At 42.2% G+C, this 24,186-nt stretch carries 16 protein-coding genes and 1 pseudogene; 3 read left to right on the top strand and 14 right to left on the bottom strand.

Translation table 11 applies throughout. The annotated features are described in order from the left end of the window. Positions 1 to 67 precede the first annotated feature (67 nt). The 9 genes from HT698_RS02620 to rpsL all read right to left on the bottom strand — a co-directional run bounded on the left by HT698_RS02620 (position 68) and on the right by rpsL (position 10,139). Complete coding sequence (locus HT698_RS02620) at positions 68 to 298, bottom strand: GlsB/YeaQ/YmgE family stress response membrane protein (RefSeq protein ID WP_173218048.1); 231 nt, start codon at positions 296 to 298, stop codon at positions 68 to 70. 9 nt (positions 299 to 307) lie between these two features. Beyond that, complete coding sequence (locus tag HT698_RS02615) at positions 308 to 1,549, bottom strand: aminopeptidase (protein ID WP_173218050.1); 1,242 nt, start codon at positions 1,547 to 1,549, stop codon at positions 308 to 310. Between the two features lie 21 nt (positions 1,550 to 1,570). After that, on the bottom strand, positions 1,571 to 1,723 hold the full coding sequence (locus HT698_RS02610; protein ID WP_007285108.1) for a hypothetical protein: 153 nt from the start codon (positions 1,721 to 1,723) through the stop codon (positions 1,571 to 1,573). A 20-nt stretch (positions 1,724 to 1,743) separates the two neighbouring features. Next, on the bottom strand, positions 1,744 to 2,022 hold the full coding sequence (locus HT698_RS02605; protein WP_042900272.1) for a type II toxin-antitoxin system YafQ family toxin: 279 nt from the start codon (positions 2,020 to 2,022) through the stop codon (positions 1,744 to 1,746). Then, positions 2,015 to 2,278, bottom strand: a complete 264-nt coding sequence (locus HT698_RS02600) for a type II toxin-antitoxin system RelB/DinJ family antitoxin (RefSeq protein ID WP_049551202.1) — start codon at positions 2,276 to 2,278, stop codon at positions 2,015 to 2,017. The genes HT698_RS02605 and HT698_RS02600 overlap by 8 nt, the downstream gene beginning before the upstream one ends. A gap of 102 nt (positions 2,279 to 2,380) precedes the next feature. Further along, positions 2,381 to 6,772, bottom strand: a complete 4,392-nt coding sequence (locus HT698_RS02595) for a PolC-type DNA polymerase III (RefSeq protein WP_173218052.1) — start codon at positions 6,770 to 6,772, stop codon at positions 2,381 to 2,383. 103 nt (positions 6,773 to 6,875) lie between these two features. Continuing rightward, a complete protein-coding gene (gene fusA / locus HT698_RS02590; protein WP_000090348.1) occupies positions 6,876 to 8,957 on the bottom strand; it encodes an elongation factor G in 2,082 nt (693 codons plus the stop codon). Positions 8,958 to 9,235: 278 nt separating this feature from the next. Further along, positions 9,236 to 9,706, bottom strand: a complete 471-nt coding sequence (rpsG, locus tag HT698_RS02585) for a 30S ribosomal protein S7 (protein WP_000087873.1) — start codon at positions 9,704 to 9,706, stop codon at positions 9,236 to 9,238. 19 nt (positions 9,707 to 9,725) lie between these two features. Further along, a complete protein-coding gene (rpsL, locus tag HT698_RS02580; RefSeq protein WP_001142332.1) occupies positions 9,726 to 10,139 on the bottom strand; it encodes a 30S ribosomal protein S12 in 414 nt (137 codons plus the stop codon). A 275-nt stretch (positions 10,140 to 10,414) separates the two neighbouring features. Here rpsL and HT698_RS02575 point away from each other — a divergent pair. After that, positions 10,415 to 10,575, top strand: a pseudogene (locus tag HT698_RS02575) (helix-turn-helix domain-containing protein); the annotation flags it as partial. Positions 10,576 to 10,832: 257 nt separating this feature from the next. Here the strand turns inward: HT698_RS02575 and HT698_RS02570 are convergent. Further along, on the bottom strand, positions 10,833 to 12,830 hold the full coding sequence (locus HT698_RS02570; RefSeq protein WP_173218054.1) for a thiol-activated cytolysin family protein: 1,998 nt from the start codon (positions 12,828 to 12,830) through the stop codon (positions 10,833 to 10,835). A gap of 556 nt (positions 12,831 to 13,386) precedes the next feature. Between HT698_RS02570 and HT698_RS02565 the strand changes: the two genes are divergently transcribed. After that, entirely contained in the window at positions 13,387 to 17,499 is a 4,113-nt protein-coding gene (locus HT698_RS02565; RefSeq protein ID WP_240147147.1) for a pullulanase, read from the top strand. A gap of 236 nt (positions 17,500 to 17,735) precedes the next feature. Here HT698_RS02565 and HT698_RS02560 read toward each other — a convergent pair whose 3' ends face one another. Further along, positions 17,736 to 19,262, bottom strand: a complete 1,527-nt coding sequence (locus tag HT698_RS02560; protein ID WP_173219324.1) for an IS1182 family transposase — start codon at positions 19,260 to 19,262, stop codon at positions 17,736 to 17,738. On the opposite strand from HT698_RS02560, the gene HT698_RS10270 reads away from it, so the two are divergent. Then, on the top strand, positions 19,223 to 19,444 hold the full coding sequence (locus HT698_RS10270) for a hypothetical protein (RefSeq protein ID WP_345789463.1): 222 nt from the start codon (positions 19,223 to 19,225) through the stop codon (positions 19,442 to 19,444). The genes HT698_RS02560 and HT698_RS10270 overlap by 40 nt on opposite strands. Here HT698_RS10270 and HT698_RS02555 read toward each other — a convergent pair. The 3 genes from HT698_RS02555 to bglA form a co-directional block, all read right to left on the bottom strand. After that, positions 19,441 to 20,490 carry an LLM class flavin-dependent oxidoreductase gene (locus tag HT698_RS02555; protein WP_173219327.1) on the bottom strand — a complete coding sequence of 350 codons (1,050 nt, stop codon included), beginning with the start codon at positions 20,488 to 20,490 and terminating at the stop codon, positions 19,441 to 19,443. The genes HT698_RS10270 and HT698_RS02555 overlap by 4 nt on opposite strands. Positions 20,491 to 20,735: 245 nt before the next feature. Continuing rightward, positions 20,736 to 22,544, bottom strand: a complete 1,809-nt coding sequence (gene glmS / locus HT698_RS02550) for a glutamine--fructose-6-phosphate transaminase (isomerizing) (protein WP_173219321.1) — start codon at positions 22,542 to 22,544, stop codon at positions 20,736 to 20,738. A gap of 192 nt (positions 22,545 to 22,736) precedes the next feature. Continuing rightward, positions 22,737 to 24,116: a 6-phospho-beta-glucosidase gene (bglA, locus tag HT698_RS02545; RefSeq protein WP_050259800.1), complete on the bottom strand. Its 1,380-nt coding sequence runs from the start codon at positions 24,114 to 24,116 to the stop codon at positions 22,737 to 22,739. Between the last annotated feature and the right edge of the window lie 70 nt (positions 24,117 to 24,186).

Here is a 24,186-nt window from a genome sequence, read left to right as displayed (position 1 = left end):
TTTGAGCAGCCTGCGGCTAGTTTCCTAGTTTGCTCTTTGATTTTCATTGAGTATCAGATTTAAGAAATTAACTTCCTCGTCTCCAGAAAATAGCTAAAACAATCATAGCTCCTAAAATCGCTGGGATAATGGCTGTTCCTGATATAATTGGTCCCCAAGTCCCAAAAAGCAAATGCCCTATAAAGGCACCAATCCAGCCTAGAAACATTTTTCCAAAACATCCCATTCGCTCTCCACGATTAGTCAGAGTACCTGCTAAAAATCCCACTAGGAGACCAACGAACATACTTCCTAACATATTATCTCCTTAATTTGCCCAATCTCCGTTACGGAAGAGTGGTACACTTGTCCCATCCTCACGGATACCATCTATATCCATTTGACTAGAACCAATCATAAAGTCTACGTGAACATCTGAACGGTTAAGCCCCGCAGCTTCAAGCTCTTCTTCGCTCATCTCCGCTCCACCAGCTACGCTAGTCGCATATGCTGCACCAATAGCCAAGTGGTTTGAAGCATTCTCATCGAAAAGGGTGTTAAAGAAGGTAATACCTGACTGAGAAATTGGGCTTGGATCTGGTACCAAGGCACATTCACCCAAGGCACGCGCACCCGCATTTTCAAAGACAAGGTCTTTCATGACTTGATCGCCTTTTTCTGCAGTGATATCCACAATTTGTCCATCCTTGAAGGTTACTTTAATGCCTTCGATGATATTTCCATTATAGCTAAGCGGTTTTGTAGAAGTGACATAACCATCTGCGCGATGAAAATCAGGTGCTGTGAAGACTTCTTCAGTTGGCATATTTGGCAAGAAGCCTTCGCCCTGGGCATTGATAGCACCAGCTGATTCCCAAACGTGGTTCTTTGGCAAACCAAGGGTCAAATCTGTCCCTGGCGCTGTGTAGTGAAGGGCTGAAAATTGCTCCTTATTAAGCATATCGGCCTTGCTCTTGAGGATAGCTGCATGTTCCTCCCAAGCCTTAACAGGATCTGCTTCGTAGACTCGGCAAGTTTTGAAGATTTGGTCCCAAAGAAGATCGACTGCTTCTTCATCGCTCGCAGCATTTGGAAAGACTTTCTTAGCCCACTCAAGTCCAGCAGCGGCTGCTACAGTCCAACTAACCTTGTTAGATTGCGTTGCGATGCGCATTGGCTTCATGGCAAGTCCCATAGCTTTGGCAGAAGCTGAGAGCTTGTCAGCGTCCACTCCGTTCAAGGCACCTGGGTCAGAAGAACGAACTCCAAGACGGCTAGCTTTGTTCTCCAAAAGATAGTTCATCTCAGCAATCTTGTATTCTGGCACATTGTCCAGACGCTCCATCGGCGCATGGAGGAATTTCTCACGGTTAATCACATCATCTGTCCACTGAACGATCACCTCATGTGCACCCAAAGCATAAGCTTCTTTGACGATTAAGTGAGCCAACTCACGTTGCTCCACATCGATAGAGAGAGCCAAAGTGTGACCAGGTTGCACATTGATTCCGTTCGCAACCAATAATTTCGCATATTTTTCTAGATTTTCTTTAAAATTTGGTAAAACCATTCTGTTTTCTCTTTTCTATTTTTATTTTTCTTTCAAAGCAGAAAAGATTCCTGCTAAAGCAATAGCACCTGACAAGAGTGCTGTCGATAGAAGGATTGTACGATCAGCAAGTTCCAATTGATACTCAAACACCTTCTCAGCCGGCTTATCTTCCGCAAAAATTCTTAGTTTCATGAGAACCCCCTTAAAATTTATTAAAACAAATCACTATGACTTCCTGTCCTAAGCAAATTTAAAATCAATTCTTCCTTGTCTACTTTATAAACCAAAAGCCAATCTGGCTGGATATGGCATTCACGAACTCCTTGAAAATGCTTGGATGCCGTCAATTGATGATCACGATATCTAGCAGGAAGTTCTTTTTCTTGAACAAGAAAATTTAAAACTTCTTCTAATAATTCTGCCTTCAAACCACGCTTCATAGCCAACTTAAAATCTTTTTTAAACTGTTTATGATAACGAATCTTAAGCACGCAAATCCTCCATCAAGTCAGAAACTGATTCAAAAGACTGGCTCATATTACGATTTTGGTCTAAATCCGTTAACACTTGGAGCAACTTCCGATTTTCGTCTAGTCTAACATCAAAAGGTAATCCCTGATATTGAATAGCCTGACGAAGGAAAATATTAATAGCTGTTGTCATATCCATTCCCAGATTACTAAACACCTGTTGGGCCTGCTCCTTGACCTCACTATCCAAACGGATACTCATACTCGTCTTTGACATACTCTCACCCTCTTTCTATAGACTATTTTAACAAAAAAGAAGGCTCATGTAAATCTATTAGATATACATGAGCCTCTTTGGATAGATGATTAAACAATTTTTTTAAAACAACTCATCAAACAAACTGAGCTGGTTATCCTCTGGCATATTGCCCAGAATCCCCATTTCATCCATCTTTTCAACCAAGGTTGAGGAGAGACCACCGCGTTTGCGTAGTTCTGTTTTAGAGAGAAACTCTCCCTCTTCACGCGCTCGAACCAACTGCCTAGCAACGTTTTCTCCCAGACCATCCATTGCTACAAATGGCGGGACGAGGGTATCCCCGTCGATGAGGAACTCTGTCGCCTGACTACGGTAGAGATCGAGTTTTCCAAACTTGAAACCACGTTCCCACATTTCATTGACAATCTCAAGAGTTGTATAGAGGTCAATCTCCACATTAGAGGCCTCATTGTTCTTCCGTTTTTCAGAGATTTCTTCCATTCTGCGTTTGATGGCATCCAAGCCCGCCCCCATGGTCTTGATATCAAATGCCTTAGCACGGATAGAGAAGTAAGCACAGTAGTAATAAATGGGATGATGAACCTTGAAGTAAGCTACACGCAGGGCCATCATAACGTAGGCTGCCGCATGGGCTTTAGGGAACATGTACTTGATTTTCCCACAGGATTCGATATACCACTCTGGTACCTTATTAGCCTTCATGGCTTCGATGTAGCCATTGCGTTCCTCTTCGGAAATCTTGAGCCACAATCCCTTACGTACCCGTTCCATAATGGTAAAGGCCATCTTAGGTTCCAGACCCGCATGCATGAGGTAAACCATGATGTCGTCCCGACAACCGATAACAGTCGATAGGTCCGCTATTCCTTGCTTAATCAGATCCTGGGCATTTCCCAACCAAACGTCAGTACCGTGGGACAGACCAGACAACTGAAGCAATTCCGCAAAGGTGGTCGGATGTGTTTCGTCTACCATTCCACGTACAAAATTTGTTCCAAACTCGGGAATCCCCAACATACCCGTAGGCGTTCCGATTTGCTCAGGAGTTACTCCTAGCACATCAGTCCCAGAAAAGAGGGCCATCACGCCTTCGTCATCCATAGGGATTTCATTAGGGTCAAGCCCAGACAAATCCTGAAGTTTCCGAATCATGGTCGGATCATCATGTCCCAGTACATCGAGTTTGAGGACGTTCTCATCAATATCATGGAAGTTAAAGTGAGTGGTCTGCCATTCAGCCGTCACGTCATCCGCTGGATACTGGACAGGCGTAAAATCGTAGACATCCATGTAGTTAGGAATAACAACAATTCCCCCCGGGTGTTGTCCCGTTGTTCGCTTGACACCAGCTGCACCTTGAGCGAGGCGTTCAACCTCTGCATCACGATAAAACTTGCCATAATCTCGCTCGTAACCCTTGACAAAGCCATAGGCAGTCTTGGCAGCTACCGTACCAACCGTTCCCGCACGGAAGGCATATTCCTCACCAAAGATATCACGCACATCCAAGTGGGCGCTAGGCTGGTCTTCTCCCGAGAAGTTCAAGTCAATATCAGGAACCTTATCCCCATCAAAACCAAGGAAGGTCTCGAAAGGAATATCCTGTCCGTTTTTGCTGAGTTTATGACCACAGTTTGGACAGTCCTTATTGGGCATATCAAATCCTGAACCGTACGAACCATCTGTGATAAACTCACTGTACTGACACTGATCACAGACATAGTGAGGGGAGAGAGGATTGACCTCCGTAATCCCAATCATGGTCGCAACGAAACTAGATCCGACAGACCCACGAGAACCCACCAAGTAACCCCGTTCATTGGAACGTTGCACCAGCATCTGCGATGCCAGATAAATCACAGCAAACCCATTCCCCAGAATAGAGGTTAGTTCTTTTTCAATCCGCAAATCAACGATATCTGGCAGCGGATTTCCATAAATCTCAAAAGCTTTCTTGTAGGTCAATTCAGCGACCGTTTCTTCCGCCTTGTCAATGAAAGGTGTGTACAAGTCCCCCTTAACGACCTCAACGGGTTCAAAGATTTCTGCCAAGGCATTGGTGTTTTCAATGACCAATTTCCGAGCTAATTTCTCTCCCAAAAAGGCAAATTCATCCAACATCTCATTGGTCGTTCGAAAATGAGCCTTGGGAAGAGGAGCTGGTTGGGCATGTTCCCCATGACCGATAGTTCGGTTAATCATCGCCCCCTGTCCCAAACTACGGACGATAATTTCACGGTAAATCTCTTCTTCTGGTTCGATATAGTGGACATTTCCCGTAGCCAGAACAGGCTTGCCAAGGCGGTCTCCCACTTCTATCAAACTTTTGATAATGGTCTGGAGTTCTTCCATATCCTTGACCTGCTCCTTGGCAATCAAGGGAGTATAGATAGCTGGTGGCATGACCTCAATAAAGTCGTAATACTTGGCCACCTCAACCGCTGCATCCACACCCTGGGAAACGACTGCATCAAAAACTTCACCTTCAGAGCAAGCTGAACCTAAAATCAAACCTTCCCGATGGGCATCTAAAACCGTTCTCGGAATCCGTGGCACCCCTTCAAAGTATTTGGTATTGGACAAAGAAACCAGTTTAAAGATATTTTTTAGGCCTGCCTGATTCTTGACATAAATGGTCGCATGTTTGATCCGAGCTTTTTTATAAGAATCTGGACTAATCAAATCAATGTTTAATCTAGCCAAATCAGTCACACCATGTTTTTCTGACACCTCTTTGATAAAGATGAAAAGCAGGCGACCTGTAGCTTCCGCATCGTAATTGGCCATGTGGTGATGTTCTAAAGCCACACCAAAACGCTTGGTCAAAGGTCCCAAACCATGACGTTTATACTCAGGATAGAGATTTCTAGCAAACTCAAGTGTATCAATAACTGGCTGACTAATCTTTGGCAGACCATGACGCTCATAGTTGGCATTCATAAATCCAACGTCAAAGGTAGCATTGTGGGCAACTAGGACCGTATCCTTGCAAAACTCTTGAAATTCTTGCAGAACTTGTTCCAGTGGTTTGGCATTTTTGACATGATCATCTGTAATTCCAGTCAACTCAGTAGTAAAAGCTGACAAAGGATGTCCAGGATTGATAAATTCATCAAATTCAGCAATGACATTCCCCTTGTACATCTTAGAAGCCGCAACCTGAATCAAGTCATTATAGATGGCTGAAAGGCCTGTCGTTTCCACGTCAAAGACCACGTAGGTCGCTTCCGACAAGTTCATCTCCACTTCGTTATAAACGATAGGAACACGGTCCTCCACGATATTGGCTTCCATACCATAGATCAGCTGGATTCCCGCTTTCTTAGCCGCCTTATAGCCATGTGGGAAGGACTGAACATTTCCATGGTCTGTGATGGCAACCGCCTTGTGTCCCCACTTAGCAGCTGTCGCAACGATTTCTTCTACCTCTGGTAGAGCATCCATGGTCGACATATTAGTATGAGCATGAAACTCAACCCGTCGTTCTCCTTCTGGCATTAAATCCTTCCGCTCATAGTGAACAACTTCCTGCACGTCTTGCACGTTCATAGTCAAATCGCGTGTGAAGTTATTCATCTCCACATTCCCACGAACACGGAGCCAAGAATTTTTCTTGATGAGATCAAATTTCTGAGCCTCTTCCTCATTCTTAACCCACTTTTGCATCGAAAAACTTGAAGTGTAGTCCGTCATTTTAAAGTTGATCAAAACACGCCCTGTTCTGGTCACTTTTTGCTCCACATCAAAAACAACCCCTTCAAAGACCAAACGATTTTCCTCCGTCGTCACTTCAATCATAGGAGTAATCTCTGCCTTATCCAGCTTCGGTTTAGCTGCAGCTTTTTTAGCTTGAAAATCAAAGGCTGGTTTCTCTTCCGCTGGAGGAGGTGCCATCTGTTCTAGTTGTTCCATAGCACGGAGCGCTTCCTCATTGGCCGCTTGAACAATCTGCTCATTTTCAGCATGAAATGCTTCTTCCTGCTCTTGAGTCAGCACATCATTCTTCTCGACTTGACAATTAAAAGTTGGAAAACCAAATTTTTCAAGTTGTTTGGCTAAATTAGGAAGATGATTTTTCTTAAAGTGCTCCTTATCAATCGCCTCAGAGCCTTCAATAAAGAGCTGATTGCCCTCCGCACGAACTTGCAAATTTTGATAAAGGGACTTAAAACCTTGACTAGCACATGGCCCCTCAGAAAAAGCCTCTCTATAATAGGCCTGCAAGAGTTGATTTGAAAATTCTTGAGACAGAGCCTTGATTTCGAAAACAGCTTTATTGCCTGTCTTAGAAAATTCTTCGCTCAAACCTCTCTTTAATTCTAAAAAGATTTCAATCGGTAAAATATTAGAAAATACGAAATGAAACTCCCATACCTTACTAATTTTATGAACCACAACTCGCTCAATATCAGCCTGTGATAAAACAGGAGCCTGTCTCATTTCAGCAGGCATCCCCAGTTGATTCATCAAAATTTCAAAACTATTTGACATTCATTTTCCTCACATTATTCTCCTACTATTTTACCATATTTAGAGGTATTTTCTAAAGACAAAAGGAAGCCACTAAGTGACTTCCTTCTAAAGTGAGGACAGATTAGTCTTCACCTTTGTTTTTCTTAATGATTTCTTCTTGTACTGACTTAGGTACATCTTCGTAGTGGTCAAATACCATCATGAATGTACCACGTCCTTGAGATGCAGAACGAAGAACTGTTGCGTAACCGAACATTTCAGCAAGTGGAACGTAAGCACGAACGATTTGGCTATTACCGTGTGCTTCCATACCATCTACACGTCCACGACGAGCAGTTACGTGACCCATAACATCACCAAGGTTTTCTTCTGGAACAGTGATTGTTACAAGCATCATTGGTTCAAGGATAGCTGGTTGTGCTGATTTAGCAGCTTCTTTAAGGGCAAGTGAAGCCGCAATCTTGAAGGCAGTTTCAGATGAGTCGACATCGTGATATGAACCATCATAAAGCTTAGCTTTAACGTCAACCATTGGGTAACCTGCAAGAACACCGTTAGCCATAGATTCTACCAAACCTTTTTCAACCGCTGGGATAAATTCACGAGGAACCACACCACCGACGATTGCGTTTTCGAATTCGAATCCTTTACCTTCTTCGTTTGGAGTAAATTCGATCCATACATCACCGAATTGACCTTTACCACCAGACTGACGTTTGAAGAATCCACGTGCTTGAGTAGAAGCGCGGAATGTTTCACGGTAAGATACTTGAGGAGCACCTACGTTCGCTTCAACTTTGAACTCACGACGCATACGGTCAACAAGGACGTCAAGGTGAAGCTCACCCATACCTGAGATAACTGTTTCTCCAGTTTCAACGTTTGTTTCAACGCGGAATGTTGGATCTTCTTCAGCCAATTTTTGAAGGGCGATACCCATCTTGTCTTGGTCAGCTTTAGATTTTGGCTCAACCATCAATTGGATAACTGGTTCTGGAACGTTGATTGACTCAAGAATGATTTTAGCTTTTTCATCTGTCAATGAGTCACCAGTTGTAGTATCTTTCAAACCAACGGCAGCAGCGATATCACCTGAGTAAACAGTGTCAATTTCTTGACGGCTGTTAGCGTGCATTTGAAGGATACGTCCGATACGCTCACGTTTACCTTTAGAAGTGTTCAATACGTAAGAACCTGATTGAAGCACACCTGAGTAAACACGGAAGAATGTCAAACGACCTACGAATGGGTCAGTCATGATCTTGAAGGCAAGAGCTGCAAATGGCTCTTCGTCAGATGCTGGACGAGTTTCTTCTTCGTCTGTATCTGGGTTGATACCTTTGATTGCTGGGATGTCAAGTGGGCTTGGAAGGTAGTCGATAACCGCATCAAGCATCAATTGAACACCTTTGTTCTTGAAGGCAGAACCACACAATACTGGGAAGAATTCAACGTTGATAGTTGCTTTACGAATACCTGCTTTCAATTCTTCGTTAGTGATTTCTTCACCTTCGAGGTATTTCATCATCAATTCTTCGTCAGTTTCAGCAACTGCTTCAATCAATTTTTCACGGTATTCTTGAGCTTGGTCAAGGTATTCAGCTGGGATGTCTTCTTCAAGGATATCTGTACCAAGGTCGTTCGTATAGATTTCAGCTTTCATCTTAATCAAGTCGATGATACCACGGAAGTCATCTTCAGAACCGATTGGCAATTGGATTGGGTGTGCATTTGCTTGAAGACGATCGTGAAGTGTGCTTACAGAGTAAAGGAAGTCAGCACCGATTTTGTCCATTTTGTTGGCAAATACGATACGTGGAACTCCATACTCAGTTGCTTGACGCCAAACTGTTTCAGTTTGAGGCTCAACACCTGATTGTGAGTCAAGAACGGTAACCGCACCATCCAATACACGAAGAGAACGTTGTACTTCGATTGTGAAGTCCACGTGTCCTGGTGTGTCGATGATGTTTACGCGGTGGTTGTTCCATTGAGCTGTTGTTGCAGCAGATGTGATAGTGATACCACGTTCTTGCTCTTGCTCCATCCAGTCCATTTGTGACGCACCTTCGTGAGTTTCACCGATTTTGTGGATTTTACCAGTGTAGTAAAGGATACGCTCAGTTGTAGTTGTTTTACCAGCATCGACGTGAGCCATGATACCGATATTACGAGTTTTTTCAAGTGAAAATTCGCGTGCCATGAGGTTTGTTTCTCCTATTTATTTTTGATTTCTATTCTATTATAACACGATTTTAATAAAAACGGATAGGCAGGACCTACCCGTTCTCAATGTTTTCATGCTATTGTTGGTTTCAACTTACGAGCTGGTAAGTTGAGTTATAGCTAATACTAATCGATTTAGCTAATTTGAACCCAGGCTAAAAGCTCGGAAAATAGATAAACTCTCCTAGAATCTTCGATTCTTCGTCAAGTTTCCTAATTTTCAGTCGCTTTTTTAACGCCCTTAGTATCTTAATCTTACCAACGGAAGTGTGCGAATGCACGGTTAGCTTCAGCCATACGGTGAGTGTCTTCACGTTTCTTAACAGCTGCACCAGTGTTGTTAGCAGCATCCAAGATTTCTTTTGCAAGACGGTCTTGCATTGTGTGTTCACCACGAAGACGAGCGATTGTTACCAACCAACGAAGTCCAAGTGTTGTACGACGTTCTGGACGAACTTCAACTGGGACTTGGTAGTTAGAACCACCAACACGGCGTGCACGTACTTCAAGTACAGGCATGATGTTTTCCATAGCTGTTTCAAATACTTCAAGTGCATCGTTTCCAGTAGCTTCTTTGATTTGCTCAAAGGCACCGTAAACGATTGAAGCAGCTGTACCACGTTTACCATCAAGCATAACGCGGTTGATAAGACGAGTAACTAGTTGTGAATTGTAAAGCGGATCTGGCAATACGTCACGTTTTGGAGCTCTATTTTTACGACTCATTTCTCTTTATCCCCTTTCCTTATGCTTTTGGACGTTTAGTACCGTATTTAGAACGGCCTTGTTTACGATCGTTAACACCTGCAGTATCAAGTGCACCACGGACGATATGGTAACGTACCCCTGGAAGGTCTTTTACACGTCCACCACGAAGAAGAACCACGCTGTGCTCTTGCAAGTTGTGTCCGATACCTGGGATGTAGGCAGTAACTTCGATAAGGTTGCTCAAACGTACACGAGCGAATTTACGAAGGGCTGAGTTAGGTTTTTTAGGTGTCATTGTTCCAACACGAGTTGCAACACCACGTTTTTGTGGTGAAGAAACGTTTGTTTGAACTTTTTTATGACTGTTGTAACCAACGTTCAAAGCTGGTGATTTAGATTTTTCTACTTTTGATTTACGCGGTTTGCGAACCAATTGGTTAATTGTAGGCATCTACATTCTCCTGTGTTTTTTTATTTTTGGTGATGATACACTTGGTGACAGCTATCATCTGTGTGTACTTTTGCAACATTTGTCAGCACGTCCCTGTACACTCTTGAGAGACCAAAAGTAAAAAGTACCGTCTATTATTGTAACAAAATTTCCCCTTGCTTGTCAAGATATTTTTCTTTTTTATTGTTAATCTTTTCGCTAGCGTAACTTCTCAAAGTAACTTCCACTTACCTAACCGAAGTGGAAATTAGTCTAAAACGGATTTTTATGGTGGAATTAAGTGTGAGACTTTCCGTTCCATCGTTGAGAAGATGGGAAAAGATCCGTCAACGATTTCAAAAGAAATCAAGCGCAATCGCATCATGCATCCAACATCCGTCAAATCTGATTGTACGGATTGCCCACTTCTCAAAAAGCTCCTTATGTCTGTAACAACGCGTTTTTCTCATACTAAAAGCTAGGTTGTGGAAAACTGGAAGTTAGTTTTATATTGAATTGAAATAAGACATGAACAAATCTATTGGGAAAGTCAACTTAATTTCTAGAAATGTTTTAATAGCAACAACGTACTATTCTAGTTTCAATCTGCTATAGAAGTTACCCTTTTCATTCTCTCAAAAGCCAATCATAAAAGAGGAGAAATCAAAGTTCCTCCTCTTCACTGTTTACTATCGAATCAAGTAAATCAAATCGTTACTCATTCACAATTTTTTCATCAACTTTAGGGTTTAGAGTTGTTCCCCAATGTGTAATTGTACGCTGTTGTACTAGTGGTAAGTCTGTGCGGTTGTAAACTGTACGCCATGGTTCCCATACAAGACCCGTCTTTTCTTGAACCTTGATACGAAGATTACGGACATTTCCTTTAAATTGAATCTCTGTTTGGAAGCCTGAAGTTCTGTTTTTTCCGTTATCTTCCCATTGACGTGAACGGATTTCTGGATTTCCTTGTTCATCATATGTAATTTCATCCCAATAGATGTAGTAACGCGCAACATAAGCACCCTTATGATGAAGTTTCAAGAAGCCATTTTTGTAAGAAGTCACCTTCGTTTCGATATAGTCTGTACTATTTTGTAAAGTTGCTTGGGCATTATCTTTTAGGAAGGCAGTCTTATATGAGATTGGCACAGCTGGACTTTGAGCGCTAAAGTTAGCTCCTTCTCTGATGAGTTCCTTCAAGTTTTCGACTGTTCCTGTGACAACTTTGGCGGCACCGCTAGCATTACCTCCTACAATTACCGCTGTTACAGAAGTATTCTTCAATAGACGGCTCCATTCAGAATTTGGAGCAATTGTTGCGCCTTTGATAACCGCATTGATAGCTGCTTTTAATTCAGTAGACTTACTTGTTGACTCAAACTTAACATAGATTTGACGTCCGTAAGAAACATTTGATACATATACAGGTGGAGTTTGTGAATCAACACCTCTTTGTTTTAAATCTTCAGGTGTCACACTCTTGTCAAATACAGCCGCTGGATTGGTCGGTGCATCAAATGTCGCTGTATAGTAGATTTGTTTAAAGTTTACAACTTCAATTTGCTTTTCACCCTTTTGCACAGCCTCAAAGTCAATCTTGAGCGGTGCACCTGCTTTTTCAAAGTCTGCACCAAATTTTGCTTTCAATTGGTTCATGCTATAGGCTGTAGTTGATTCATACTGAACACGGGCAGGAACGGAATGGCTAGATGAGTAATTCTTTGTCCATCTTTCAACCAAGGTATTCATCGCAGACTGCATACCACTAGTTGTAGGATCTGCTTCAATTCGGCTGTCAGACTGAATCATACCAGGTAAATCGACGCTGACTGTCCCCTTTGCACGGGCAAGACTAATCAATTCTGGCTGATTTTCTAGCAGATTTTGGTTTGCCTTATACAAGCCACCTAGGAAGACATTTTGATTTCCATTGATGGAAACATCTGCTGTGCCTGTAGAGAGAGTTTTCTTGATTTTTTCTACAACGACAAACTCTCCATTTTGTTCCTTAGCACTTGTGTTGTAGCGATTTTCTAAGGTTTCTCCCTTGCGAGTTAAAATATCCAAAGGATTATAAGTTAAGCCAAAAAGGTAGTCTTTCAATGCTGATTTTTGATCTACTACTGGTGTAGTTCTATCCTGTCCAACTTGAGTTGTTGCTGAACGGAATACTTCCACTTCTGCCAAGCTCAATGGGGTATTTTTAGTTTTCAACTCCACTTTTACATAACGAGCGCCTTTGGCTGTGAAGAAAACTTCAAGTTCTGCCTTCCCATTCAAACTATCAAAGTGTTGACGAGCAACTTCTTGTTTTGCTTCATTTAACAAAACAACATCAAAATTGGAAAGACGATTAGCTACATTCCCATCTCCACGATTGTAAAGTTTAACTTTTCCAACATTCTCTGTTTTTCCAAGATCAACTTGCCACCAAGCATTGTCTTCAAAGTTTGTATGCGTTACAGAATGGTGCCCATAGTCACTATCAACATTACCATCCACTGCTCGTGTAGCAGCTCCTCCATAAGCAGTAGAACTTTGACTAGCTTGTTTTCCACGAGCAATGTTTTCTGTCTCAACTGGACGATTCCCTTGCTCTGTAGCCAAAGCTACTCCCTGAGCGTTCAATAAAAAGGCCGCAACAACAGCACTACACACACCGAGTCCACACTTTTTGACAAAGCGATGCAAACGTTTTTCTTGATTCATTCCTTATTCCTCCGTTTTTAAATGAATACGTTTTCCTATTTGTCTATAGTCTATCAAATTTCAAGCAAAAGTCAAGCACAAACCAGCAAAAAAGTCAAGAAAATAAGAAGAAAACGTTTGCTGAATTTTTCTGATATTTTCTTTAGATTTCCAGTAAATACTATAGTTTGGAAACTAGATAAAACTTGAGAAGCGCTAGCTTTTTCTCTTCCTATTTATAGTTTCGCTAGATGAACTTTTTAAAGAAATATTAGAAATCAATTTCTGAATAAAAATAGCTGAAAACACATCATCTTCCTAATAATACGTCTTGTCTTATGTGACATTTTTATACTGTCAACGTCGCCTTGCCGTACTCAAGTACAGCCTGCGGCTAGTTTCCTAGTTTGCTCTTTGATTTTCATTGAGTATTATTTCCATTATTTATACTGATATATAAAATAGTACGGAAAACTTCTCAAAAGTAAGAATTTCTTTGACAAATCAAAGAAAACGCTTGCATCTTGTTTTACTACATGCTATACTGATATAGAAATTTATTGATTGGAGAATCATTATGAGAAAAACACCAGCTCAAACTGAGAAAAAAATGGTCTACAGCATCCGTTCCCTCAAAAATGGAACTGGTTCTGTCCTTATTGGAGCAAGCCTTGTCCTACTTGCTATGGCTACGCCAACTATCTCAGCCAACGAAAGTACAACAGCTAGTACAGAAGCACCGAACACTATTGTTCAACCAACTACTGATACAGTAGATAACTCCGGTAAGAAGAAAAGTGACATCTCTTTACCTGAAAATGCGAACGCTTCCCTAGAGAAAAAAGAAGAAAAACCTGTAACAGAGCCAACTACTCCTGTTGCAAGCCCAGCCGATTCAGCACCGCAAACCGGACAAGATCGTTCAAGTGAGCCAACTACTTCTACCAGTCCAGTAGCAACTGAAACTAAGGCAGAAGAGCCAATCGAAGACAACTACTTCCGTATCCATGTCAAAAAACTTCCTGAAGAAAACAAGGATGCTCAAGGACTTTGGACTTGGGATGATGTTGAAAAGCCTTCTGAAAACTGGCCTAACGGAGCCTTGTCCTTTAAGGATGCCAAGAAAGATGACTACGGCTACTATCTAGATGTCAAATTAAAGGGAGAACAAGCCAAGAAAATTAGCTTCCTCATCAACAATACAGCTGGAAAAAATCTAACCGGCGATAAATCTGTAGAAAAACTAGTTCCAAAAATGAACGAGGCTTGGTTGGACCAAGATTATAAGGTTTTCTCTTACGAACCACAACCTGCAGGAACTGTTCGCGTCAACTACTACCGCACGGATGGCAACTATGACAAGAAATCTCTCTGGTACTGGGGAGATGTGAAAAATCCAAGTAGCGCTCAATGGCCTGACGGAACAGACTTTACGGCTACAGGCAAATATGGTCGCTATATCGACATCCCTCTTAAGGATGCCGCCAAAGAATTCGGCTTTTTATTACTAGATGAGAGCAAACAAGGAGACGACGTGAAAATCCGTAAAGAAGATTATAAGTTCACAGATTTGAAAAATCATAGCCAAATTTTCCTAAAAGACGATGATGAATCGATTTACACAAATCCATACTATGTTCATGATATCCGTATGACAGGTGCCCAACACGTAGGAACGTCTAGCATTGAAAGTAGTTTTTCAACACTTGTTGGTGCTAAAAAAGAGGATATCCTCAAACACTCCAACATCACTAATCACCTAGGAAACAAAGTAACTATCACCGATGTTGCAATCGATGAAGCTGGTAAGAAAGTGACCTACAGCGGAGATTTCTCTGACACAAAACATCCCTATACTGTTAGCTACAATTCCGACCACTTCACTACCAAAACAAGCTGGCGTCTTAAAGATGAGACTTACAGCTATGATGGCAAACTTGGAGCTGACTTAAAAGAAGAAGGAAAACAAGTTGATTTGACCCTTTGGTCACCAAGTGCTGATAAGGTTTCTGTTGTTGTCTACGACAAGAATGACCCTGAAAAAGTAGTTGGAACTGTCGCTCTTGAAAAAGGGGAAAGAGGAACTTGGAAACAAACTCTAGATAGCACAAACAAATTAGGCATCAAAGATTTCACTGGATACTATTATCAATACCAAATCGAGCGTCAAGGGAAAACTGTTCTTGCACTCGATCCTTACGCTAAATCTCTCGCTGCTTGGAACAGCGATCTTGCAAAAACAGACGATGCCCATAAAGTGGCTAAAGCTGCCTTTGTAGATCCAGCCAAACTAGGACCGCAAGACTTAACTTATGGTAAGATTCACAACTTCAAGACTCGTGAAGATGCCGTTATCTACGAAGCTCATGTGCGTGACTTCACTTCAGATCCTGCCATTGCAAAAGACTTGACCAAACCATTTGGTACCTTTGAAGCCTTTATTGAAAAACTAGACTACCTCAAAGACTTGGGTGTGACCCACATCCAGCTCCTTCCAGTCTTGTCTTACTACTTTGTCAATGAATTAAAAAATCATGAACGCTTGTCTGACTATGCTTCAAGCAACAGCAACTACAACTGGGGATATGATCCTCAAAACTACTTCTCCTTGACTGGTATGTATTCAAGCGATCCTAAAAATCCAGAAAAACGAATCGCAGAGTTTAAAAACCTCATCAATGAGATCCACAAACGTGGCATGGGAGCTATCCTGGACGTAGTTTACAACCATACAGCCAAAGTCGATATCTTTGAAGATTTAGAGCCAAACTACTACCACTTTATGGATGCTGATGGGATACCTCGCACTAGCTTTGGTGGTGGACGTTTAGGGACAACCCACCATATGACCAAACGCCTACTAGTTGATTCTATCAAATATCTAGTTGATACCTACAAAGTGGATGGCTTCCGCTTCGATATGATGGGAGACCATGACGCCGCTTCTATCGAAGAAGCTTACAAGGCTGCACGCGCCCTCAATCCAAACCTCATCATGCTGGGTGAAGGTTGGAGAACCTATGCTGGTGATGAAAATATGCCTACTAAAGCTGCTGACCAAGATTGGATGAAACATACCGATACTGTCGCTGTCTTTTCAGATGACATCCGTAACAACCTCAAATCTGGTTATCCAAACGAAGGTCAACCTGCCTTTATCACAGGTGGCAAGCGTGATGTCAACACTGTCTTCAAAAATCTCATTGCTCAACCAACCAACTTTGAAGCAGACAGTCCTGGAGATGTCATCCAATACATCGCAGCCCATGATAACTTGACCCTCTTTGACATCATTGCCCAGTCTATCAAAAAAGACCCAAGCAAGGCTGAGAACTATGCTGAAATCCACCGTCGTTTGCGACTTGGAAACCTCATGGTCTTGACAGCTCAAGGAACTCCGTTTATCCACTCTGGTCAGGAATACGGGCGTACCAAACAATTCCGTGACCCGGCCTACAAGACTCCAGTAGCAGAGGATAAACAACCAAACAAATCTCACTTGTTGCGTGATAAGGATGGCAATCCATTTGACTATCCTTACTTCATCCATGACTCTTACGATTCGAGTGATGCTATTAACAAGTTTGACTGGACTAAGGCTACAGATGGAAAAGCATATCCTGAAAATGTCAAGAGCCGTGACTATATGAAAGGTTTGATTGCCCTTCGTCAATCTACAGATGCCTTCCGACTTAAAAGTCTCCAAGATATCAAAGACCGTGTCCACCTCATCACTGTCCCAGGTCAAAATGGTGTAGAAAAAGAGGATGTAGTAATTGGCTACCAAATTACTGCTCCAAACGGTGATATCTACGCAGTCTTTGTCAATGCGGATGAAAAAGCCCGCGAATTTAATTTGGGAACTGCCTTTGCCCACCTCAGAAATGCTGAAGTTTTGGCAGATGAAAACCAAGCAGGGCCAGTCGGAATTGCCAACCCTCAAGGACTTGAATGGACTGAAAAAGGCTTGAAATTAAATGCCCTTACAGCTACTGTTCTTCGAGTCTCTCAAAATGGAACTAACCATGAGTCAACTGCAGAAGAGAAACCAGACTCAAGCCCTTCCAAGCCTGAACATCAAAATGAAGCTTCTCACCCTGCACATCAAGATCCAGCTCCACAAACTAAACCTGATTCTACTAAACCATCTGCAACAGTAGCTGATGCAGAAAATAAACCTAGCCAAGCTACAACTGGTTCACAAGCTGAGAAGCCACATAAGGACAGTAATACTCAATCACTTCCAGCTACTTCTACACAAGCTATTGTAACTTCCTACACCCCAGCTTATACAAATAAGAAATCGGAAACTCCAAATCAGACAACTAAAGCTAGTTGGAAACAAGAAAATGGCATCTGGTATTTCCATAAAGCAGACGGTTCTCTAGCTACTGGTTGGGTGAAAGATGGAGATACTTGGTATTATCTAAAAGATGATGGCTCTATGGTAACTGGTTGGGTAAAAGATGGCAATGTTTGGTACTTCCTAAATAGTAACGGCTCTATGTCAACCGGTTGGGTTAAGGATGGAGATACTTGGTACTATCTTGAGCCATCAGGAGCTATGAAAGAAAATCAATGGTTTGAAGTTTCTGGCAAATGGTACTATGTTGATTCATCAGGTAAACTTGCAGTTAATACAAGAGTTGAAGGCTATTTGGTCAATGAAAACGGTGAATGGGTTAGCTAAAACTGCTACTGTATAACCTTTGCATAGCTAGATATAGCCAATCCAAATACAGGAAGCTCAACGATCACAAACTCCTGTTTGCAGGAATTAGTCTCCTTGCGCTCCTAGATCTCAGGTTCTTGCTAAAAAACAAAAAAGAGAACTAAACTAGCCCTCCTATAGAACAATGAGCCTGAGACAAAATAGTTCTCGACCACAAAAAAGCTAGAGATTTTCAATTGTGGAACTCTAGCTTTTTAATTTTGAGTCGTTCTCTTATTGTATTTTAAGAGGTTATTAGCCATAAGTACCAATCCCATGTCAATTCTCACTTGACGCTTGCCCCTCAGATTAGATCTCTTGTAACCCAAACAAGCCTTTATCTGCCCAAAGACAGGTTCCACATCAATCTTACGTTGAGCGAAAATCTGTCTACCTTCAGGAGATAAAAGCGCCTGACATTCTTTAGCTTTCAAGTTTTGATAGCGTTCGTTCATATACAGTCCCTTTCGAGGGGCTGATTTAGGTTCATCAGCATAGTAAACCTTGATTTCCTGTTGAAAGTCCGTCTGTGTTTTCTGATGTTTGATATGGTGAAAACGATAGCACCAGCCATCAGGATGTGTGTAGCTATCCTCCTTGTCATTATAGTGCCAATTCGATAAGTTTTTAGCTGACTGTTTATACCTTCTCTTTTGTTCCTTATCAAACACGGCATATTTAATCAGATGGTTTACCTGCTTTTCATCTAAACGAAGGAGGTTCTCTTCACTTCCATATCCAGCATCTGCGACAACTGTCTTCAAGTCATGCGGATAGGTTTCAAGGAAGGGGAGAAGAGTCTTGGTATCTGTCGGATTTGAAAAGACATCATAGTGAAGAACAAATTGGTTTTCAGTAGCGATTTGAAGATTATAAGCAGCCTTGAGTTGGCCATTTTTCATATGGTCTTCTTTCATTCTCATAAAAGTGGCATCTGGATCGGTTTTGGAAAAACTGTTACGCCCTTCAAATGTCTCCTGATAGTTCTCATATTTTTCAGCACGTACTGAAAAATCCTCCTTGACTTTACGCAAGACTTTCTTGAGTTTACGACGCTGGGTTTTACGTTCATCCTTTCCTTTAACGGGTGTCTCCTCAATGTCCTGGTTCAGTTTTTCCAATTCTTCTTCAAGAACTTGAGCGAATGCAAGCAACTGCTCTGAAGAAATTGGTTCTTCTTCATCCAGCTTAATAGCCTGATGGATAAGGGGTGTGATTTCTTCTTGAAAATAGATCTGTATCTGTTCTTGAAGTTTGGCGGAGAATTTCTCTGTCGCTTTCTTCCACACAAAACTATACTTGTTGGCATTAGCTTCAATCTTAGTCCCGTCAATAAACAGACAATCTAAAGTCACTAATTCTTCCATTTTTAAACGAAGATTGAGGTCGATGAAAAGATTACGAATGAGTTCTTCCATCCCTTCAGCGACTCGAAAACGATTGATGGTGCGGTAGCTGACAACTAACTGTCCTGTTAGGTACTGCATAGCCAGATTCTCAACCATCATTTTTTCAATTTTTCGTCCAGAGAAAATCCCTTGTGAATAGGCAAATAGAAGAGCAGATACAAGCATTTTAGGGTGATAAGACGGGCGACCAAAGGCATGATAGAAGGCGTGGAAATGACAATCCTCCAAGGTATTTACCTCTTTTTCAATAGTAAAGACGAGATGGTCTTGTGGCAAGAAAGAACTGATTTCTAGTGGTAAAGTTGTTTGATTTGTGTTATAGTGAATATGCATGGGATAGCCTTTCTAAATGGTTTATTAAGCAATTCTATTTTACCAAGACTATCGCAACCATGCAAAAAAGCAACGGCAAATCCGTTGCTTTTTTTGGGGACATAAGAGACTATTGTCCCAGACTCATTGATTTTTGTACAATATTTGTTGTCCTAATAAACTTGATTAGGATTTTTTATTAAGCCTCTTTCATGGCAAAATAAGCCCGTACTTTTGGAGCCACTTGCGTGCCGAAGAGTTCAATAGCTCTCAGAACCTGATCATGTGGCATGGAACCAAGCGGTAGATGGAGCATGAAGCGGTCCAAACCTAGATCTTCAATCATGCGAATCAATTTTTCTGCCACCTGATCTGGATTTCCCACAAACATGGCGCCATTTGGTCCAACTTGCTCTAAATATTGTTCATAACGCAATTCCTGCCAGTGCGGGCGATCTTTGGAAATAGCATCCACTACTTGCTTGGTCGGATGGAAATAATCTTTCACAGCCTGCTCGCCATCTTCAGCAATCCACCCCCAAGAATGAGCCCCAACCTTTAACTCATTACTGGTATGACCCGCTTCGCTACCAATCTCACGATAAGCCTGAATCAACTTTTTAAAATAACGCGGATTCCCACCAATAATGGCATAGACAATCGGTAGACCTGCCTGAGCAATCTTCACTGTTGATTCGACATGGCCACCTGTCGCTATCCACAAGGGTAATTTGTCCTGAACTGGACGAGGATAAACTTCCTTGCCAGAGATTGTTTGGGTCAATCGCCCTTGCCAGTCTATCCTGGTCTTCTCATTGACTAACTGGATCAAGTCTAATTTCTCATCAAAAAGGGCTTCGTAGTCTTTCAAATCATATCCAAACAAGGGAAAAGATTCCGTGAAAGACCCCCTTCCAGCCATAATCTCCGCACGTCCATTTGACAAAGCATCGATAGTGGCATACTGTTGGAACAAACGAATAGGGTCCATGCTCGAGAGAATGCTGACTGCACTGGTCAAACGGATTTTCTTGGTATTAACTGCCCCAGCGGCCAGAACAATCTCTGGGGCTGATACCGCAAAGTCTTCCCGATGATGCTCACCAATCCCATACACGTCCAAACCAACTTTGTCAGCCAATTCAATCTCTGCCACCAACTGACGAATGCGTTCAGCATGACTGTAAGTCTGTCCAGTCCCTTCAAGCTCCGTTGTTTCCCCAAATGTTGAAATTCCCAATTCTACCATATCCATTATCCTTGTCTATTTCTGTCCTTCAATTTGAAAAATTATTCTAATACTCAATGAAAATCAAAGAGCAAACTAGGAAGCTAGCCGCAGGCTGCTCAAAACAGTGTTTTGANNTAACCATACCTACGGCAAGGTGAAGCTGACGTGATTTGAAGAGACTTTCGAAGAGTATAACACGAATCATGAGTACAAGCAACCAATTTGCTCACAAGAAAAAGCCTAGATAACTAGACTTTTTTAGCTTATTCTACCGTTACTGATTTAGCAAGGTTACGTGGTTTGTCCACATCAAGTCCACGGTGAAGGGTTGCAAAGTAAGCGACTAATTGCGTTGGTACAACCATTGAGATTGGTGAGAGGTAAGGGTGGACGGTCGTAAGAACGATGTCATCTGTCTCTTTAGCAACATTCTCTTCTGCGATAGTGAGGACCTTGGCTCCACGGGCTGCGACCTCTTGGATATTTCCACGAGTGTGGTTGGCAAGAACTGGATCTGACAAGAGGGCCAAGACAGGCGTTCCTTCTTCAATCAAGGCAATAGTTCCGTGCTTGAGTTCTCCCGCCGCAAAGCCTTCACACTGGATGTAAGAAATCTCTTTGAGCTTGAGACTTGCTTCCATGGCTACATAGTAATCTTGACCACGTCCAATGTAAAAGGCGTTACGAGTTGTTTCAAGAAGATCACGAACCTTGGCTTCGATGGTTTCTTTCTCTGAAAGAGTTGATTCGATAGACTGAGCTACGATTGATAACTCATGAACTAGATCAAAGGCTTGCGCTTTAGTATTGCCATTTGCTTGACCGACTGCTTTTGCTAAGAAGGCAAGGGCTGCAATTTGCGCTGTATAGGCCTTGGTTGATGCCACGGCAATTTCAGGACCTGCATGAAGAAGCATGGTATGGTTGGCTTCACGAGAAAGAGTTGAACCCGGGACGTTTGTCACTGTCAAGCTTGGGATACCCATTTCATTAGCCTTAACCAAAACCTGACGGCTATCCGCCGTTTCACCAGACTGACTGATAAAGATGAAGAGTGGTTTCTTGCTGAGAAGTGGCATACCGTAGCCCCACTCAGATGAGATTCCAAGTTCAACTGGCGTATCTGTCAATTCTTCCAGCATTTTCTTAGAAGCAAATCCTGCGTGGTAAGATGTCCCAGCTGCAAGGATGTAGATACGGTCTGCGTCTTGAACAGCCTTGATGATAGCTGGGTCTACGACAACTTGACCAGCCTCATCTGTGTAGGCTTGGATGAGTTTACGCATAACAGTTGGTTGCTCATCGATTTCCTTGAGCATGTAGTAAGGATAAGTTCCTTTACCGATATCTGACAAGTCAAGCTCCGCAGTATAGCTAGCACGTTCACGGTGATTGCCATCATAGTCTTGAACTTCTACGCTATCAGCCTTGACGATTACCAACTCTTGGTCATGAATTTCCATGTATTGGTTGGTCTCACGAATCATAGCCATAGCATCTGAGCAGACCATGTTATAGCCTTCCCCAAGACCAATCAAAAGTGGTGATTTATTTTTAGCCACGTAGATGACTTCAGGATCTTGTGAGTCAACCAAGGCGAAGGCATAAGAACCACGGATGATGTGAAGAGCTTTTTTGAAGGCTTCAAGAACTGACAAGCCATCTTCTTCCGCAAATTTTCCAATCAAGTGAACGGCGATTTCCGTATCTGTTTGCCCCTTGAAGTGGTGTCCTGCAAGGTATTCTTCCTTGATTTCAAGATAGTTCTCAATGACCCCATTGTGAACCAAGACAAAACGTTCTGTCTCAGAGCGGTGTGGGTGAGCATTGTCCTCAGTTGGTTTCCCGTGAGTTGCCCAACGAGTATGTCCGATACCAGTTGTTCCCTCAACACCAGCTGTCTTAGCAGACAATTCTGCAATACGGCCAACCGCCTTAACCAGATGGTTTTCAGCACCACCTAGGACAAAAATCCCCGCAGAATCATAGCCACGGTATTCGAGCTTTTCAAGCCCTTGAATCAAAATATCAGTTGCATTTGTATTTCCAACAACACCAACAATTCCACACATAGTATATACGACACAGACCAGCTGTGCTTTCTCCTTAAAATTGGTATAGTCTAATTCCTCTTTTATAGAATCAGCAAAAACAGTATATACTTGTTTCTTTCACTTGTCAAGAGTAAAAATTGGTATAGCCGAAATCAACTTCCTGAAATCAAAAAAACTCTGACCAATTAGAACAATCAGTCAGAGTCTTTTTTAAAATCCATTATTATCACTTAGTTCCTTGAACCAGTGCCCTGATTTTTTCAGACGACGTTCTTGTGTTTCCAAGTCTAATTCGACCAAACCATAGCGATTTTTATAGCTGTTGAGCCATGACCAGCAATCGATAAAGGTCCAAATCAAGTAGCCCTTACAATTGGCTCCGTCTTCAATGGCACGGTGCAGTTCACGAAGATGACCTTTTACAAAGTCAATACGGTAATCATCTTGAATCATTCCATTCTCACGGAATTTTTCTTCCCCTTCAACACCCATACCATTCTCTGTCAACATCCACTCAATATTGCCATAATTTTCCTTGATATTTTGGGCGATGTCATAAATCCCTTGCTCATAAATCTCCCAGCCACGATGAGGATTGATTTTACGTCCAGGCATCACATAAGGCTCGTAAAAATGTTCTGGTAAGAGTGGACTCTCTGGATGCTTCGCAAATCGAGGCGCCATAACACGCAAAGGTTGATAGTAGTTGACACCAAGGAAGTCCACCGTATTGTCACGAATGAGCTCCAACTCCTCCTCTGTAGCATCAGGCAAGAGGCCGTGTTCATGCAAGATTTCTACCAACTCCTGTGGATAAGTCCCCAAAACAGACGGATCTAAGAAAGATTGGGTCTGAAAAAGGTCCGCAATACGAGCACCATTGACATCAGCAGGATGCTGGCTACGTGGATAAGCGGGTGTCAAGTTTAAGACAATCCCAATCTTAGCATCAGGCAAGAGTTCATGACAGGCCTTGACCGCTCGACTGCTGGCCAATTGTGTATGATAAGCTACTTTAACGGCTGCCTCTGCATCCACCTTATGTGGATAATGGGCATCGTAAAAATAGCCAAATTCTACTGGAACGATTGGCTCGTTAAAGGTAATCCATTGATCCACTAAATCTCCATAAGTCTCAAAACAAAAACGAGCATAGTCTTCATAGGCTGAGACAGTCGCCTTATTTTCCCAACCATCACCATCCTCTTGAAGGGCAAAAGGCAAATCAAAATGATAAAGATTGACTAAAAGACGAATCCCTTTAGCCTTAATAGCCTCAAAAACCTTACGGTAAAAGTCTACACCTTGAGGATTGACTTCCCCACATCCTTGTGGAAAAATCCGTGACCACTGAATAGAAGTCCGAAAAGCCGTGTGACCAGTTTCTAACAGTAGCTCAATATCCTTTTCCCAATTTTCATAAAAGGTCGATGTCTTATCTGGACCAATCCCATTATAGTAACGATTCGGCTCTACTTGGTACCAATAATCCCAGAGATTATCTCCCTTACCGTCACCAGCTACACGTCCTTCCGTTTGTGGTCCAGAAGTAGAGGATCCCCAGACAAAATCCTTTGGAAATCTTAGCATACATTTACCTCTTTATCTACTCATTTTTCCCATTATACAGAAAAAACAAGGTAAAAACTAGTTACATTTT

Source organism: Streptococcus sp. 3109 (assembly GCF_013276905.1).
GTDB lineage: Bacteria > Bacillota > Bacilli > Lactobacillales > Streptococcaceae > Streptococcus.
This window is presented reverse-complemented; position numbering and strand designations above follow the sequence as displayed.

Excerpts from the sequence above, each read along its gene's own strand:
- HT698_RS02620 (WP_173218048.1), bottom strand. The coding sequence starts at position 298 with ATGTTAGGAAGTATGTTCGTTGGTCTCCTAGTGGGATTTTTAGCAGGT.
- glmS (WP_173219321.1), bottom strand. The coding sequence starts at position 22,544 with ATGTGTGGAATTGTTGGTGTTGTTGGAAATACAAATGCAACTGATATT.
- HT698_RS02600 (WP_049551202.1), bottom strand. The coding sequence starts at position 2,278 with ATGTCAAAGACGAGTATGAGTATCCGTTTGGATAGTGAGGTCAAGGAG.
- fusA (WP_000090348.1), bottom strand. The coding sequence starts at position 8,957 with ATGGCACGCGAATTTTCACTTGAAAAAACTCGTAATATCGGTATCATG.
- rpsL (WP_001142332.1), bottom strand. The coding sequence starts at position 10,139 with ATGCCTACAATTAACCAATTGGTTCGCAAACCGCGTAAATCAAAAGTA.
- HT698_RS02610 (WP_007285108.1), bottom strand. The coding sequence starts at position 1,723 with ATGAAACTAAGAATTTTTGCGGAAGATAAGCCGGCTGAGAAGGTGTTT.
- HT698_RS02555 (WP_173219327.1), bottom strand. The coding sequence starts at position 20,490 with ATGGTAGAATTGGGAATTTCAACATTTGGGGAAACAACGGAGCTTGAA.
- HT698_RS02570 (WP_173218054.1), bottom strand. The coding sequence starts at position 12,830 with ATGAATCAAGAAAAACGTTTGCATCGCTTTGTCAAAAAGTGTGGACTC.
- HT698_RS02595 (WP_173218052.1), bottom strand. The coding sequence starts at position 6,772 with ATGTCAAATAGTTTTGAAATTTTGATGAATCAACTGGGGATGCCTGCT.
- HT698_RS02560 (WP_173219324.1), bottom strand. The coding sequence starts at position 19,262 with ATGCATATTCACTATAACACAAATCAAACAACTTTACCACTAGAAATC.
- bglA (WP_050259800.1), bottom strand. The coding sequence starts at position 24,116 with ATGCTAAGATTTCCAAAGGATTTTGTCTGGGGATCCTCTACTTCTGGA.
- HT698_RS02615 (WP_173218050.1), bottom strand. The coding sequence starts at position 1,549 with ATGGTTTTACCAAATTTTAAAGAAAATCTAGAAAAATATGCGAAATTA.
- rpsG (WP_000087873.1), bottom strand. The coding sequence starts at position 9,706 with ATGAGTCGTAAAAATAGAGCTCCAAAACGTGACGTATTGCCAGATCCG.
- HT698_RS02565 (WP_240147147.1), top strand. The coding sequence starts at position 13,387 with ATGAGAAAAACACCAGCTCAAACTGAGAAAAAAATGGTCTACAGCATC.